This is a genomic window from Shewanella sp. MF08487 (assembly GCF_050848685.1).
Taxonomy (GTDB): Bacteria; Pseudomonadota; Gammaproteobacteria; order Enterobacterales; family Shewanellaceae; genus Shewanella; species Shewanella glacialipiscicola.
In genome coordinates this window covers 17,307-31,784 of record NZ_JBOZPB010000008.1, presented here as the reverse complement: position 1 = coordinate 31,784, position 14,478 = coordinate 17,307, and the positions used below count along the sequence as shown (strand labels likewise).

Genomic DNA, 14,478 nt, shown 5'->3' with positions numbered 1-14,478 from the left:
CTACTTATTCCCTAGTTGCAATAAACCTTGCTGCATAGAACGCGCACGATTCATAATTTCTACACTTGTGTCAAATGAACGACTTGCGGCCATCATGTCAGCCATTTCTTCAATCGTGTTGACGTTAGAATAAGCAACATAACCCTGTTCATTAGCAAAGGGATGATTTGGCTCATAACGCATATCTAATGGGGCATCGGCCTGCACTATGTCACTCACTTCAACAGAAGCGCCAATCGCGCCTTGTTGTGTTGAATCATAAATCGTTGCAAATACCGGCTTTAATGCGCGGTATGCCTCATCTGGAGTGGCCGCGGCTGTGCCTGCGTTTGCGAGATTACTGGCAACCGTATTCAAACGAATGGTTTGGGCGTTCATACCTGCGCCCGCGATTTGATAGATATCACCAAATGACATATAAGCTCCTAACGTCCTTCAATGGCAGACTTTAGACCTGCTATTTTCATATTTAAAAATGTCAAACTCGTTTGATAATCCATCGCATTTTGTGAATATCTCGCCTGTTCTTTACCAAGCTCTACGGTATTATTATCCGCAGAATTTTGGTAAGGCATGCGATAAGCAAGGTCGTACTGTTGATCCATCGGCATGCCAGCCTCGACGTGTTGCATCGCAGCTTTGAAATCGAGATCTCTGGCTTTATATCCAGGAGTTTCGGCGTTAACTAGATTGCTCGCTAATACCTTGCTTCTCTCCACTCTAAAATCGAGCGCTTGAGGATGTATTCCTAATGCTTTATCAAGGTTGATAGCCATCTCAACTCCTAGTAATGTATGTCCAATAAAATCGATGGCTTACACGCTTACAATTAGCATGCCAATATATTTATCATTATAAAACAGTTGGTTAAATGAAAACGCTATTTATGAACGGAAAGGCATTTTCCCTCACCCTCTTTTTGAGCATAGGGTTACTTCCGCTCAATGTGCAGGCAAAGGGGCAGAACACGGCAACCGCTCAAATATCTCAACAAATGACCAGCGCGCTTACCGCTGAAATCAGTCAATGGCAACAGTCGCAAGAAATAAAAAAGATCAGTAAAAAAATCTCATTACAAGTCCCTTCAAATGCCCATAAATTTAAAGCCTGTAGTACCACACTAAAAATCGACGCGCCGAAGGGCCTCCCTTTTGGTAGAGTTCAACGTAAGGTCAGTTGCACATCTGAAGGCTGGTCGCTCTATGTCCGCGCGAAAGTTTCCCTTAGCGCCTACATACCGGTAGCCAATAAAACGCTCGATAGAGATGACATTGTTACAGCAGAAAATCTGCAGTGGAAAATGCTGCCATTGACCGCTTCCGATCAAGATATCATTACCGATGATAAGCATATTTTAGGGCAGGCTGTTGCTCGAAAAATCAGAAAAAACAAACCAATAAGAACACAAAATTTAAGTATTCCTTTGTTAGTCAACATAGGAGATCAGGTGATTATTGAGGCGGTAAGCAATACTTTTTATGCCAATATGATAGGTATTGCGATGGATGCGGGTAAAAAAGGGGAGGCGATCAGAGTTAAAAATAGCAGCTCAGGCAAAATTATTACGGCTTATCCTATAGCTAAAGGTCGAGTTGAGACGCGCTTTTAAATGAAAAACAGATGTGCCATGAAATAAATGAAAAATTTATTTCAGAAAAATGTCATTTAAGTCGCTTTTATCTAGTATCAAACCATTTATGACGGTGAACATCTATGGAAATTAATAAAATTAGTAGTGCAGTGAACACTGAGTTCAATACCAACAAAAGTGTGACTGCGCACAAAAAGAACAGTGACACGGAAACGCAATCTGTATCAAAACAGCAAGATATAAGTAATGATTGGAAACTGTTAGCGCAAGCTCAACAAACATTGCAGAGTGTTTCTGACGTTGATATGGACAAAGTAGCCAGTATTCGCAACGCGCTAAGCAATGGCAGTTTTGAAATAATGTTAGATAAAATAGCGGATAAAATACTGACGCAGCATGGAAAATAATCTAATCAATAAACGCGAACTGGTTCAAAGTTTGATTCGTGATATTCGCCAAGATCTGGATGGATACGGCCAGTTAAAGGCAATGCTCAAATACCAGCGCGAACTCATGCAACGTCGAGATAATGATGCACTCATTATCCATAACGAACGTCAAACCGCGCTATGCGATAAGTTATCCTTAAGAGCGAAACAGCGCAGCGAAAATCTTGCTACTCTGGGTTTCAATAATGACAATAGTGGCATGAAACGCTTAATTACTGCGCTGCCAGATCACCTAAGACCGCAAATAAAAACCTCATGGGATAATTTGCAGCTATTAGTCAAAGATAGCCAAGCGGCTAATGAAACCAATGGTAAGCTACTGGTATTACAGCAAGAAACCATTAACCGCATCCTTAATAACGATGTGCAGCATACTGAAATTGATTATGGCGCTAATCGGTAATTTGCTCGCATGATGTCGTGTTATAGAATCACGTCATCAGTGTGAGCGCAGTCAAAGTGGGCGCTCAGTATTTATACATTTTTCTTTTTGTAATAAAAACCTGCCATATCATCAAGAACTGATTGGTCTCGCCGGGCCACTCGCGCTTCATTCTGCAAATGAGTTTGCTTTTCAAACCATCTAAGACCTTGTTGACGCCCTAATTGCTTTTGCCACAACCTATCAATACGTAATTGCTCTTGCTGAAGAAACTCACTTTTTTGAGCTAACTTCACCTGCATAGGCTCTAGCACCTGCACCATACCGCAAGCATTTTTCCAGAGTAAAACATTTGTCCCTTCTTTAGTGCCTCGATAAGCGGAAATCATCTGCGATAATGCTTGATGCTGCTGCTGATTTAGCTGCACATTTAAGTGGGAATCTTGTCGTTTTTGCCCTAGCTGTGCTAATTTTTTTTCAGCTTGAATGCATAATTTAGACAGATGATGCTGACTCATATCCCATCACTCCCATCAACTGTTCTAATTGGGCTAGGCTCTCGGCAAGATTAATTTTGCTTTGGGTCGTTTGGCGTAAAAATTTGGCCATTTCAGGATATACCCGCACCGCAAGATCCATTTCTGGATCTTGACCCGCTTGATAGCCTCCCAGAGGCAATAAATCCCTGACTTCATTGTAACGGCTTAAAATATGTCTAAAAATCTGGCTTTGCTCAATACTGCTAGAACTTGCTACCTGCATGGCTAAGCGACTCACAGAGGCATTAATATCAATAGCAGGGAAATGCCCTTGCTCGGCTAATTTACGGCTGAGAATAATGTGTCCATCTAAAATCGCTCTGGCAGCATCGGCCACAGGATCCTGTTGATCATCGCCCTCGGCTAAGACGGTATAAAAAGCGGTGAGTGTTCCCGTGGGATGCTCACCATTACCGGCCATCTCGACAAGTCTAGGCAGTTGTGCAAATGCCGAAGGTGGATACCCTTTGGTCGCGGGCGGTTCACCTAAACTCAGTGCTATTTCACGCTGCGCCTGAGCATAACGCGTCAATGAATCAACCAATAGCAACACTTGTTTACCTTGGTCTCTAAACGCGCACGCAATCGCATGTGAAAGCCGCATAGCACGCAATCGCATTAGCGGTGTGGTATCTGCGGGGGCTGCAATAATCACGGCACGCTTACGCCCTTCTTCACCGAGAGTTTCTTCAATAAACTCGCGAACTTCACGGCCACGCTCACCAATCAAACCTACGACAACAACATCGGCCTCAGTGAAGCGAGTCATCATGCCGAGCAATACGCTTTTACCCACACCAGAGCCGGCAAATAGCCCTAACCGTTGCCCTCTGCCAATCGGCAATAAGCTATTAATGGCACGAATACCCACATCCAGTGGCTGACGAATAGGTTGGCGTAACAAAGGGTTATAACTGGTGTGGGATTGCTGAACTAGTGTTACATCGGTTAACTCGCCTAATGAATCCAATGGCTGCCCAAGCCCATCCAGCACACGACCAAGCAAACCATCACCAATAGCAATAGTTTGTTCTGCCGTGATGGGCAGCACCCTTGCCCCAGGCATTAAACCTTGAGTGGGTTCAATCGGCATTAAGCACAGTACGTCTTTATAAAAGCCAACGACTTCCGCTTCAATTAAACGGCCATTACGCCCTTCAATTTGACAACGGTCACCCATACCCAGCTGGCATCCAACGGCTTCAAGTAAGAGACCATTGACCCTAATAAGTCGTCCGTATACCCGAGCTACCGGAACTTGCGGCCAATTGTCTCGAAATAGATCAGGCTCCAATATCAGCCTCATTCAATTTTGTTTCTACCATCTTCATACAGGCATCGAGCCGAGTTTCAACTGAAGCATCAGCATCGGATTTATCGCTCACAATGCGGCAACTACCGGCTGAAATACTACTGTCGGCAATAAGATTCCAGCCCCTGATTTTATCCTCTGAGAGCTCTTTTAATTTAACCACGGCGCTCGGTTCTAAATGGATTTTTACATCCTTTTGGTCATCGGGTAGCGCGCTGAGGGTTTCTTCGACTAATTTTAAAATTTGTTGCGGCTGGAGTGTTAACTCGCAGCGAATCACTTGTTGTGAAACGCGGCGCACTAAATCTAGGATCAAGCTTTGCTGCTCACGAACCTGCTTCGTATGCCCTTCTTCTAATAGCTCTCTTAATGCACCGAGCGGTACAATCAAGCTATTAAGTTGTTCATCAATAGAGGTTTTACCCGCTGATTGTCCATCGAGCTTACCTTGATGAAAACCGGCAGCATGTCCCGCTATACGCCCTTCCTCGATACCCGCTTGATAACCCGCATTTTTACCTTGAAGCACGCCTTCATCGTAGCCTTCATCAAATGCTTGCTGATAACTTTGAAAATCACTGCCAGCATTGATGCTTGAATCAACCGCTTCATGTAAAGTCGGAAAACGATAGCGACGAGCAAGATGCGGATTTAGGCGCCAACGAGAATATTTGTTTTCCATTAGACAACAACCTGCTCTTCAAATAACTGCAATTCAATTTCGCCTTCTTGCATTAATTGTTTCGCCAGTTCCATGATTTCTTTACGCGCACCACTCGCGCGGCTCACAGGAACCCCGCCTAGTGCATCAATTTGCGTTTCAATGGCAGATGACATCCGCTTAGGCAGTGCATTTAACAGTGAATCTTTGAGCTCAAGGTCAATGCCTTTTAATGCCAGCGACAAGGTTTCTGGCGGTACTTGCCCTAACAGAGTTTGCAAGGTCTCTTGCTTTTGACGTCCAAGAATAATGAAATCGAACATATTGTCGGTCACATCGATAGCCATTTGCTTATCATGCAGCTTGATCATTTCCATCAGCTGCTCACGATCGCCCTCAAAACGGTTAAGAATATCTGCAACCTGTTTTATGCCTGCAACTTGAGTGTGGCTTTTTTCCATAGCCATCAGCATGCAGCGTTCAACCAACTGTCGTAACTCTTCAACCACATGACGATCTAATTCGCCAAGCTGGGCAATACGTACCAGCACATCATCTTGGCTTTCTAGTGGTAACATTTTCAGTATCTTAGCCGCACTTTCTGGCGGTAATAACCCCAACAATACCGCTTGTAACTGACAATGTTCGTGAGTGATTTCGCGGGCGAGTAATTGAGGGTCAACCCATTCGAGACGCTTAACCAGCACAATAATCTCATCACCATAAATGCTGTCGATAAGGCTTTTAGAAACGCGATCGCCTAATGCAATATCAAGCGTCTTTTGTAAGTAAGATCTCGATGCTCTGGCAATACCAGACTGTTCTTTATAACGCTGAAAAAATCGGCTCAATACCGCTTCGGCTTCTTGCTGAGTAATACTCGATAAGCGAGCCATTTTATGACTTAAGTGCTGCACATCGTTACGATCCAAGTGCGCCATAACCATAGCGGCACCTTCCTCGCCCATACTCAACAACAACATGGCCGCTTGGGCATAATTGTCCATTTTAATTTCGATTGAATTATTCACCGTCTTTATCGCCTATCCAATGTGCTATTACTTCTGCAACGCGCGCGGGTTCTTTATTGGCTAACATCGCTAAATGCTCCATTTTTACCGTCAATGGCGATCCTGGTTCAGGTAAACCTTGGCTACCTAACCAGTCAGCACTCGGTAGCTGTTGTGCTTCCGCTGCCGCATGAACTGATCCTTCGACAGCACCGATAGTACCTAACGCGACAGGTTCAATCCGTGGCGCCATGACTTGAGCTGTACGGGTTAAGTGTTTAACCAGCGGGCGCAATACAAATAGAATCAGTCCGATGCCTAAGATGCCACCAATGAGATAGCGTAAATAGGATTGATAGTGCTCAGCTTGCCACCAAGGCGACGGTGTAATTTCAGGGACGACAGTAGGCGTAAATTCAAACGCATTAATGGTGAAGGAGTCCCCTCTTGCTGCCGAGAAACCAATGGCATCTTTCACCATGTTGCCAAACTTAACCAGTTGCGCTTCATCATTAAAACCACCTTGACCAGCGGCACTGTTAATCAGCACCGACACAGACAGGTTTTCGAGCTGCATTTGTTGATAACGTACGTGGCGAACAGAGCGACCAACATCATATTGACGACTCTCTTCTTGCTTTAAATTATTCGTTTTATCATCGGCCGCGACTGGACCTGCTTCAGGTGGCTTATTACTTAACGCGCCAGGGATCCCTGCGGCAATAGTGTTACTCGTTCCATCGACACTTGTGCGTTCTTGAGTCACGACACTTTGAGGGTCGAGTGATTCCTTGGTTTCTTCAACCTGATTAAAATTCACTTTTGCCGTCAATCGTACTTGGAAGTTTTCTTGCCCAAGAACAGGCTCAAGCATCGAAGACGCATTGGCGACTAAATTATGCTCAAGTTCACGAGTGTATTGTAATTGCTTGTTTCTTGACTGGCTCAGATCTTGATTACCAGAGATGTTTTCACTTAAGTAGCGCCCATCTTGATCAACAACCTTGATATTACCTACCGTGAGTCCCGTTACACTGCCAGCCACCAAATTAACAATCGCTTCTACCTGCGATTCTGTAAGGCTCGTATTGGGGTCTAACTGCAGCATCACCGAGGCGGTTGGTAACTCAGGCTCCTGACGAATAAACAAACTTGTTTTCGGTATCGCTAAGTGAACTCTCGCGGCACGAACTGACTTCAATGACATAATGGTTCTAGCGAGTTCACCTTCTAAACTATGGCGATACTTAGCTTGTTCCATAAATTGGCTAGTACCAAGGGCGGTATTCTCTAACTCTTCCATGCCTGAAGGCACTTTCGCTTTGACTCCCTTTGCCGCTAATAGCATACGGGCGTTGCCCACTTGCTCTTCGGCAACCAATACCGCACCACTACTGGCATCAAGACGGTAATCAATCCCTTCTGCGTCTAATACAGTGAGCACCTGAGAAGTATCAACATTCTCTTGGTTACCATATAGAGGACGATAACCGGCGGTTGAGGTCCACAACATCAATACAATCACACTCGCAACTATTACTGCCAATAGTGCTAACGCAATGACCTGGCGATCTCCGCGGGTAAACTGATGCCATTTTTGAGTCATACCCGCCATAAACCCTGACGAAGACTCGGTCCTAATACCCTGACCAGATTGAACAAAAGTGGTAGACATTCACACTATTCCTTAGACAGGCATCTTTATTACATCGTCAAATGCTTGCACAAGACGATTACGGATTTGAAGCATAGTTGCGAATGACAAACTGGCCTTTTGCGAAGCCACCATAGCACCTACGAGATCATCACTCTTGCCACTATCGACAGCAGCCATCAACATAGAAGATTGATTTTGATCTTGGTTAACTGCCGACACTTTACTCTTCATAAGGGCAGTAAATGACCCATAAGCCATACCATTATCAGTAGGGTTTGGCGTAATATTAATTGCCCCTTTAGCGACTTCTCGTTGAAGGCTTAAGGTTTCCATTAACATATTTGAGCTAACAATCGCTCCATTAGACATATAAAATTCCTGTTACTTGCAGTATTTTCTAAGCAGCACGACCCGCTAGTTGTAATAACATTTCAATATCGATACCCGCATCCCGCATTTGCACAAGTCGATATCTTAGGGCTCTAGTGGTCATACCTAACGCTTCAGCACTCAGCGTTCGCTGACCATTAAAACGCTTAAGGACATCAATGATATATTGGAACTCGGCATGCTGTTTCGAAGCCTTGAGCCCTTCAGTTGAGCCTACTCTCTCGATCTCAAGGATTTCTTCTTGGGGGGTTAGCCCAAGCTCAACAGCTTGAATAGCCAGCCCCCGACGCATCACTAAAGCCCGTTGAATACAATTTTCTAGTTCTCGCACATTGCCAGGCCAATCATAGGAAATGAGTGCTTGCTCTGCATGGTCACTAAAATAGCATTCACTCTGGCTATCGGTCTGACGGTACAAATTTAAGAAATGTTCAGCTAGGGGTAAGATGTCAGCTTTACGGTCTCTTAAAGGTGAAATTTTTAACGGTAGAACATCTAAACGATAAAATAAATCCTCTCTAAAGTGCCCAAGATCAACTGCCTGTCTTAAGTCGCGATTAGTCGATGCTATAATCCTTATATCTAAAGAGATCATATTATTACCGCCCAATCGTTCAACCTCACGCTCCTGTAAAACTCGGAGTAATTTAGCCTGTAACGGCAGCGGCATTTCACCTATTTCATCCAACAATAGAGTGCCGCCATTAGCCTGTTCAAATTTCCCTGCTCTATCACAAATAGCTCCCGTAAAGGCGCCTTTTACATGACCAAATAAGACAGATTCAAGAATACTTTCAGGAATTGCGGCGCAGTTGATCGCAATGAACGGCTTGTGCGCTCGTGAAGAATGGCGATGAATATAGCGAGCCAATGGCTCTTTACCAGTTCCACTTTCACCCAGTAATAAGACACTGGCTTCAGTTGTTGCTGCGCGATGAGCCAGCATTAATAATTGCCGACTAACAGATGCCGACACAATCAAACTGGAATCAGGTAACTCTAATCGATGCAATCGTTGAATAGAGGCTAATAGCTGCTCAGTTTCCACCGGGATGAGTAAATAATCTTGAACACCGGCACGCATGGCCGCAGCAGCCAACTCGCCCTGTTCTGGCGCTAATAATGCGAGAATATTACGACAAGAAAAGCGCGCAAGATAAGATTTTACATCGCAAGGCTTACAATTGGATAAGTTAACGATCGTGAGCCAAGGAGAACCCATAGCATCGTTCCACAGACAAAAATCGTCACGCGTAATGATACATGCAAGCTCCGCAGAGATGTTTAATCCTTCAATCCGAATACTTAAACCACTCACGCACCTATTTCCTTTCGTTGCCCACACATAACATCACGCCTTTAAATAGATTTAGGCAAATATCAACATTCGTTTATATAAAGTTGATGAATCCCATTTATTAAATAGAAGTCATTATAAAAACAACAAACACGGAAGCGGCCACAGGAAGTAATACTTCCGCGACAGCATTCAAGCTAGAATGGAGTTCCATCTTAATTTAAACAGGCGTTTAATTATTGCAATAAACTGAGAGCTGCTATTTTAACCACATATAACCGCTCCATTAAAACAATAGACGCTCAAGTGTGATCTAGCGCTACTTTTAAATAAAAATAAAAATACAATATCAAAATGGCGTAAAACAGAAAAACTAACACTCCAATAAATAAGTGCCGACCGCTAATTAGAAACATTGATAATTTAAAACAGACTTATACCAAATATAATTACACAATGACATATCCCAATGATAAAAACAAAAAAACACCATATAACATAACATATTGTTTTAAAACGTCTTTGTTTAGCACAACCTAAACAACAAAAAACCAAAACCAATAGAATCAATAAGTTAAAAAATCCAAGTAAGTGTGAATTTACGTTTCCTTTTGCTAATTTTTAGCTTGTCAATAATAAGCCGTCCGTCAAAATAGCATCTAAATAACTATTTTTTGACACTTTGATTTATGAAAATCCTGTTTTTGAATTAAATTCAGTTAAAATAAAGTAACATTTTTCATACAACAAAATCTATTTACAATTTAATTGGTCGGTATCTACGCATTTATGATAATTATTATTGAACATTTGATACTTATTACCTTATCATTCCCACCGTTTTAAACTAGGCAATTTCTATTAGTCATTACCAAGAAAGTATTCACTACCTGAATTAACAAGGTCACCCAATACTTATCTATAAGTAAAATGCCAGTATCACAACGCGCACTTATCTGCGACGTTGGCATACATGAGAATTGTTTTGCCAAACAATACACCACTGCAACTTACTCGACAAACGAATGCCTTAATAGGAAAATTAAATGAAAATAACCGCTAAAGCTAGGCTTATAAAATCCAGTTCTAATGAACAAATTAGGCCTATAATGCTGGTACAAGAAAAACTAGCAAGAACACGGTTATTACAGCAACTTGCTTTATTACATCGCCCGTTAATTGATGCTATTAATCACATTTTGGCGCCGCTTTTAAGGCAAGGGCACCCTGCTATTTATACCTCGAGCTTAGTTGAAGCTAGACAACCTATTACCCCTGAACATTATTATTCATGGTTCATTTTAAAGCATCAGCAAACGATATTAGGGTATTGGCGCATTGACCGTTGTACGCTCGATCAATTAGCCAGTTACTACTACGGCAGTCAATCAACCCCATTAAGCTCACCTTTAAGAGGCCCAAGTCAGTCTGAATTTAGGCTTGCTAAAAAACTATTACTTTCTGTCGTCAATGAGCTTCCTAGAAGCGCCATCGATAGCAGCAACCTTGAAGTAGAGCTAGTAAAAAGTCAGATGGAGCTCAATGCATCTGCTGTGTGGTCGTTTAATTTCACTAATGAGCCACAAACGCCTCCTATGCAGTTTTGTTTGACAGAACAATTACTAGGGTATTTGGCTGAACAACCTAAAGCATCCGAAGTCAGTGCTGATTTACCCGCTAAATTAGCTATCTGGCTCAAAAATCTTCCCGTTAAAATTCAACTGACGTTAGGCCAACATAGCATTCCGGTACAGTGTTTAAGTCAATTGAAAGTGGGAGATATTTTACCGATTAACTTATACCCAAAAACACAACTCTCCATAGGCAACACACCTCTGTTTCATGCATCTGTGCATACTCATGAGGGGCAGATGGTCGCAAAATTAACTCAAGATATATATCAACTCGAGGACTAGAACATTGGCTGAGCAACCTATTTTATCGGATAACGATTTTTTATTAGACGACGATATTTTCTCTGAAGAGAATTTTTCAAAACCCGATACCCATAATCATAAACTGAAAAATAATAACTTTTTTCAGCAACTCCCTGTCCAAGTCACCTTAGAACTTGCCAGTGCAGAAATGTCTTTGGGCGAGTTAAATCGTATGGGTGAGGGCGATGTTATCGCATTAGATCGTATGGTAGGTGAACCACTTGATATCAGAGTCAATGGCGCATTATTGGGCCGAGGTGAAGTTGTTGAAGTGGCTGGGCGATATGGCGTGCGTTTATTAGAAATAGAAAACGTCAACTTAGGTGGGGCAAGCCACGAATGATCTTTCGGCTATTGTTACTGTCGCTATTATTAATGACTCCTCAGGCACTCGCATCAGAAGGGCTAACCTTATTTACGCTCGATGGCGCTCAAGATAGTCAAGCAGTTAACATTAAGCTCGAAATTTTAGCCCTCATGACAGCCATAGGCTTTTTACCTGTGATGTTGATGATGGTCACCAGTTTTACGAGAATTATTATTGTACTTGCCATTCTTAGACAAGCACTGGGATTACAACAAAGCCCGCCTAATCGGGTGCTTGTTGGCATTGCATTAGTGCTGACTATTTTTATTATGCGCCCAGTAGGAGATAAAATTTATAAGGAAGCTTACTTACCCTATGACCAAGGGAAAATTGAATTAATGGAAGCCGTGAACATTGGTAAAGTTCCGTTAACTCAATTTATGCTCGCCCAAACCAGAGAAACCGATCTTGAGCAAATGCTAAAAATTGCCAATGAACCGACCACTCTAAAGGCTGCTGAAGTGCCCTTTTTTGTGCTTATGCCCGCATTTGTTTTGAGTGAGCTCAAAACGGCTTTTCAAATTGGCTTTTTACTCTTCTTACCTTTTCTAGTGATCGATCTCGTGGTCGCGAGTGTTTTAATGTCAATGGGGATGATGATGCTATCGCCGTTGATTATTTCACTGCCATTTAAGTTAATGATTTTTGTCCTCGTGGATGGTTGGGCTATGACTGTTAGCACTTTAACCGCTAGTTTCGGGTAACTGCCATGGACGTCAATGAACTGACTTCGCTTTTTGCCGACTCCATGTTTCTGGTGATCATGATGGTCTCAACCCTTGTCGCTCCGGGGCTCATTGTCGGGCTTATCGTTGCGGTATTTCAGGCCGCCACACAAGTTAACGAACAAACATTAAGCTTTTTACCCAGACTTATCATTACCTTACTCATGGTGCTTTTTTCAGGCACATGGATTATCCAACAGCTAAGTGATTTGTTTGACCGATTATTTATGAACATTCCTCATATTATCGGTTGATATGCTGTCACTAACCTCAACAGAAATCAGCATGTTTATTGGCAGCCTATGGTGGCCTTTTTGTCGGATCATGGGTGCCTTTATGGTGATGCCATTATTGGGGAACGCCTATGTTCCCGTCATAGTACGCATCTGTCTGGCCTTGAGTATTGCGGGGCTTATGGCACCTATGCTACCGCCTGTTCCTACTATAGATGCAGTATCGTTAGGTTCTTTATTTTTAGCTGTTGAACAGTTACTGATCGGATTTATGCTCGCGCTCTTTTTAACGCTTTTAATCCATGTGATGACAATGCTTGGCAACATCATGTCCATGCAAATGGGTTTAGCCATGGCGGTAATGAACGATCCGGCTAATGGCGACACCAACCCAATCTTAAGTGAGTGGTTACAAATCTTTGGCACCTTGATATTTCTCGCTCTCGATGGTCACTTAGTCGCACTGAATATTATTGTCGATAGTTTCCGCCTATGGCCGATAGGAAATGGCATTCTTGACCTGCCCATGATGGGATTAATTAGCCGAATGGGCTGGCTTTTTGCAGCATCTTTCATGCTCGCCATTCCAGCAGTGCTTGCCATGTTAATGGTTAATATTACCTTTGGCGTATTAAGCCGTGCAGCGCCCTCATTAAACATTTTTTCACTCGGATTTCCAATGACACTGCTAATGGGCCTAGTTTGTGTATTGCTGTCACTTAGCGGCATACCTAGTCGCTATAGTGATCTTTGTTTAGATGCCTTAACGGCTATGTACCAGTTTATCGGTGGGATTACATGAGTACACCTAAGCAAGATAAAACAGAGAAAGCAACACCCCAAAAACAGCGTAAAGCGAGAAAAGAAGGCCAGGTCCCACGCTCTAAGGATCTCGCCTCAGCGGCACTGATTATGGGCTGCTCAATCATGTTGACCAGTAACGCCGATTGGTTTGCCACTAAAGCCAGCGGCTTAGCAAAATACAATATGCTGCTTACCCGTGCAGAGTTAGACCAGCCGGATATGATGGTGCGCCACCTAGGGGCAAGCTTAGTTGAAATGCTCAGTCTGCTAAGTCCGCTATTTATTATGGTGGCACTATTAGCTGCTATCGCAGGCGCACTGCCGGGTGGCCCAATATTCAATTTTGGCAATGCTAGTTTTAAGTACAGTCGCATTGATCCTATTCCAGGGATCGGAAGAATATTTTCCACTAAATCACTAGTAGAGTTGTTCAAATCCACCTTAAAAATCGTGCTGCTTATCGGAATTATGTTGGTGTTCTTGAACGATAATCTATTGACGTTGCTCAGTTACAACCAACGACCCATCGATGAAGCCGTTCGGGATGGTATTGATTTACTCTCGCAAGGTATGCTTTACCTTGGAACTGGGCTGCTAGTTATCGCATTTATTGACGTACCGTATCAATACTGGAGCCATAACAAAGAATTACGTATGTCTCGTCAAGAAGTTAAAGATGAACACACCCAACAAGAAGGTAAGCCCGAGATTAAAGCCAAAATTCGTCAGTTACAGCAGCGAATGGCCCAATCCCGTGCCTCTATCACTATACCTAAAGCCGATGTTCTCTTAGTTAATCCCACTCATTATGCGGTGGCATTGAAATACAACCCAGACTTGGCCGATGCGCCGTATGTGTTAACCAAAGGCACCGAAGAGCTGGCGCTGTATATGCGTGAGTTGGCAAAGAAACATAATATTGAAATTATTGATATTCCGCCGCTGACTCGGGCAATTTATCATTCAACCCAGGTTGACCAGCAAATACCCAGCGCACTTTTTATCGCTATCGCACATGTACTGAGTTATGTCATGCAGATCAAAGCGGCTCGTAAAGGGTTACAACAGAAACCCGCCCCTTTACCCCATTTTTTTATTCCACCTAATTTACGTCACGATTAAAG

18 protein-coding genes are annotated in these 14,478 nt (G+C 43.1%); 9 read left to right on the top strand and 9 right to left on the bottom strand.

Translation table 11 applies throughout. From position 1 onward, the window contains the following. Positions 1–417 carry a flagellar basal body rod protein FlgC gene (gene flgC / locus ACRN9H_RS07760; protein WP_432313180.1) on the bottom strand — a complete coding sequence of 139 codons (417 nt, stop codon included), beginning with the start codon at positions 415–417 and terminating at the stop codon, positions 1–3. 8 nt (positions 418–425) lie between these two features. Beyond that, complete coding sequence (gene flgB, locus ACRN9H_RS07755; RefSeq protein ID WP_432305922.1) at positions 426–776, bottom strand: flagellar basal body rod protein FlgB; 351 nt, start codon at positions 774–776, stop codon at positions 426–428. A 95-nt stretch (positions 777–871) separates the two neighbouring features. Here flgB and flgA point away from each other — a divergent pair, with 95 nt between their 5' ends. The 3 genes from flgA (at position 872) to ACRN9H_RS07740 (ending at position 2,443) form a co-directional block, all read left to right on the top strand. Continuing rightward, positions 872–1,609, top strand: coding sequence for a flagellar basal body P-ring formation chaperone FlgA (flgA, locus tag ACRN9H_RS07750; RefSeq protein WP_432313179.1), 738 nt, complete (start codon positions 872–874; stop codon positions 1,607–1,609). 104 nt (positions 1,610–1,713) lie between these two features. Continuing rightward, positions 1,714–1,998, top strand: a complete 285-nt coding sequence (gene flgM / locus ACRN9H_RS07745) for a flagellar biosynthesis anti-sigma factor FlgM (protein WP_432313178.1) — start codon at positions 1,714–1,716, stop codon at positions 1,996–1,998. Further along, on the top strand, positions 1,988–2,443 hold the full coding sequence (locus tag ACRN9H_RS07740; RefSeq protein ID WP_432313177.1) for a flagellar protein FlgN: 456 nt from the start codon (positions 1,988–1,990) through the stop codon (positions 2,441–2,443). The genes flgM and ACRN9H_RS07740 overlap by 11 nt, the downstream gene beginning before the upstream one ends. Positions 2,444–2,514: 71 nt before the next feature. Here the strand turns inward: ACRN9H_RS07740 and ACRN9H_RS07735 are convergent, their stop codons facing one another. From ACRN9H_RS07735 to ACRN9H_RS07705, 7 genes are read right to left on the bottom strand one after another with little or no spacing between them, the layout of a single operon-like run. Continuing rightward, on the bottom strand, positions 2,515–2,940 hold the full coding sequence (locus tag ACRN9H_RS07735; RefSeq protein ID WP_432313176.1) for a hypothetical protein: 426 nt from the start codon (positions 2,938–2,940) through the stop codon (positions 2,515–2,517). Beyond that, positions 2,918–4,267, bottom strand: coding sequence for a FliI/YscN family ATPase (locus ACRN9H_RS07730; protein WP_432313175.1), 1,350 nt, complete (start codon positions 4,265–4,267; stop codon positions 2,918–2,920). Before ACRN9H_RS07730 ends, ACRN9H_RS07735 begins: the two co-directional genes overlap by 23 nt. Next, the gene (fliH, locus tag ACRN9H_RS07725) at positions 4,245–4,955 is read right to left on the bottom strand and encodes a flagellar assembly protein FliH (RefSeq protein WP_432313174.1); all 711 of its coding nucleotides are present in this window, start codon (positions 4,953–4,955) and stop codon (positions 4,245–4,247) included. The genes ACRN9H_RS07730 and fliH overlap by 23 nt, the downstream gene beginning before the upstream one ends. Then, complete coding sequence (locus ACRN9H_RS07720) at positions 4,955–5,941, bottom strand: flagellar motor switch protein FliG (RefSeq protein ID WP_432313271.1); 987 nt, start codon at positions 5,939–5,941, stop codon at positions 4,955–4,957. Before ACRN9H_RS07720 ends, fliH begins: the two co-directional genes overlap by 1 nt. A 16-nt stretch (positions 5,942–5,957) precedes the next feature. Next, positions 5,958–7,619, bottom strand: coding sequence for a flagellar basal-body MS-ring/collar protein FliF (gene fliF, locus ACRN9H_RS07715; RefSeq protein ID WP_432313173.1), 1,662 nt, complete (start codon positions 7,617–7,619; stop codon positions 5,958–5,960). A 12-nt stretch (positions 7,620–7,631) separates the two neighbouring features. Further along, entirely contained in the window at positions 7,632–7,970 is a 339-nt protein-coding gene (gene fliE, locus ACRN9H_RS07710; RefSeq protein WP_432313172.1) for a flagellar hook-basal body complex protein FliE, read from the bottom strand. Positions 7,971–7,998: 28 nt separating this feature from the next. Continuing rightward, on the bottom strand, positions 7,999–9,309 hold the full coding sequence (locus ACRN9H_RS07705) for a sigma-54 dependent transcriptional regulator (protein WP_432313171.1): 1,311 nt from the start codon (positions 9,307–9,309) through the stop codon (positions 7,999–8,001). Between the two features lie 1,025 nt (positions 9,310–10,334). Here ACRN9H_RS07705 and ACRN9H_RS07700 point away from each other — a divergent pair. The 6 genes from ACRN9H_RS07700 to flhB are packed head-to-tail and all read left to right on the top strand — an operon-like array spanning position 10,335 to position 14,476. Continuing rightward, on the top strand, positions 10,335–11,204 hold the full coding sequence (locus tag ACRN9H_RS07700) for a FliM/FliN family flagellar motor switch protein (RefSeq protein WP_432313170.1): 870 nt from the start codon (positions 10,335–10,337) through the stop codon (positions 11,202–11,204). A 4-nt stretch (positions 11,205–11,208) separates the two neighbouring features. Then, positions 11,209–11,568 carry a flagellar motor switch protein FliN gene (fliN, locus tag ACRN9H_RS07695; RefSeq protein WP_076498996.1) on the top strand — a complete coding sequence of 120 codons (360 nt, stop codon included), beginning with the start codon at positions 11,209–11,211 and terminating at the stop codon, positions 11,566–11,568. Then, positions 11,565–12,296 (top strand): flagellar type III secretion system pore protein FliP, encoded by a 732-nt coding sequence (gene fliP, locus ACRN9H_RS07690; protein ID WP_432305911.1) that lies wholly within the window; start codon positions 11,565–11,567, stop codon positions 12,294–12,296. Before fliN ends, fliP begins: the two co-directional genes overlap by 4 nt. A gap of 5 nt (positions 12,297–12,301) precedes the next feature. Next, a complete protein-coding gene (fliQ, locus tag ACRN9H_RS07685; RefSeq protein ID WP_076499001.1) occupies positions 12,302–12,571 on the top strand; it encodes a flagellar biosynthesis protein FliQ in 270 nt (89 codons plus the stop codon). A gap of 1 nt (position 12,572) precedes the next feature. Beyond that, entirely contained in the window at positions 12,573–13,352 is a 780-nt protein-coding gene (gene fliR, locus ACRN9H_RS07680) for a flagellar biosynthetic protein FliR (protein WP_432313169.1), read from the top strand. Beyond that, complete coding sequence (gene flhB / locus ACRN9H_RS07675; protein ID WP_432305909.1) at positions 13,349–14,476, top strand: flagellar biosynthesis protein FlhB; 1,128 nt, start codon at positions 13,349–13,351, stop codon at positions 14,474–14,476. The genes fliR and flhB overlap by 4 nt, the downstream gene beginning before the upstream one ends. Positions 14,477–14,478: the final 2 nt, after the last annotated feature.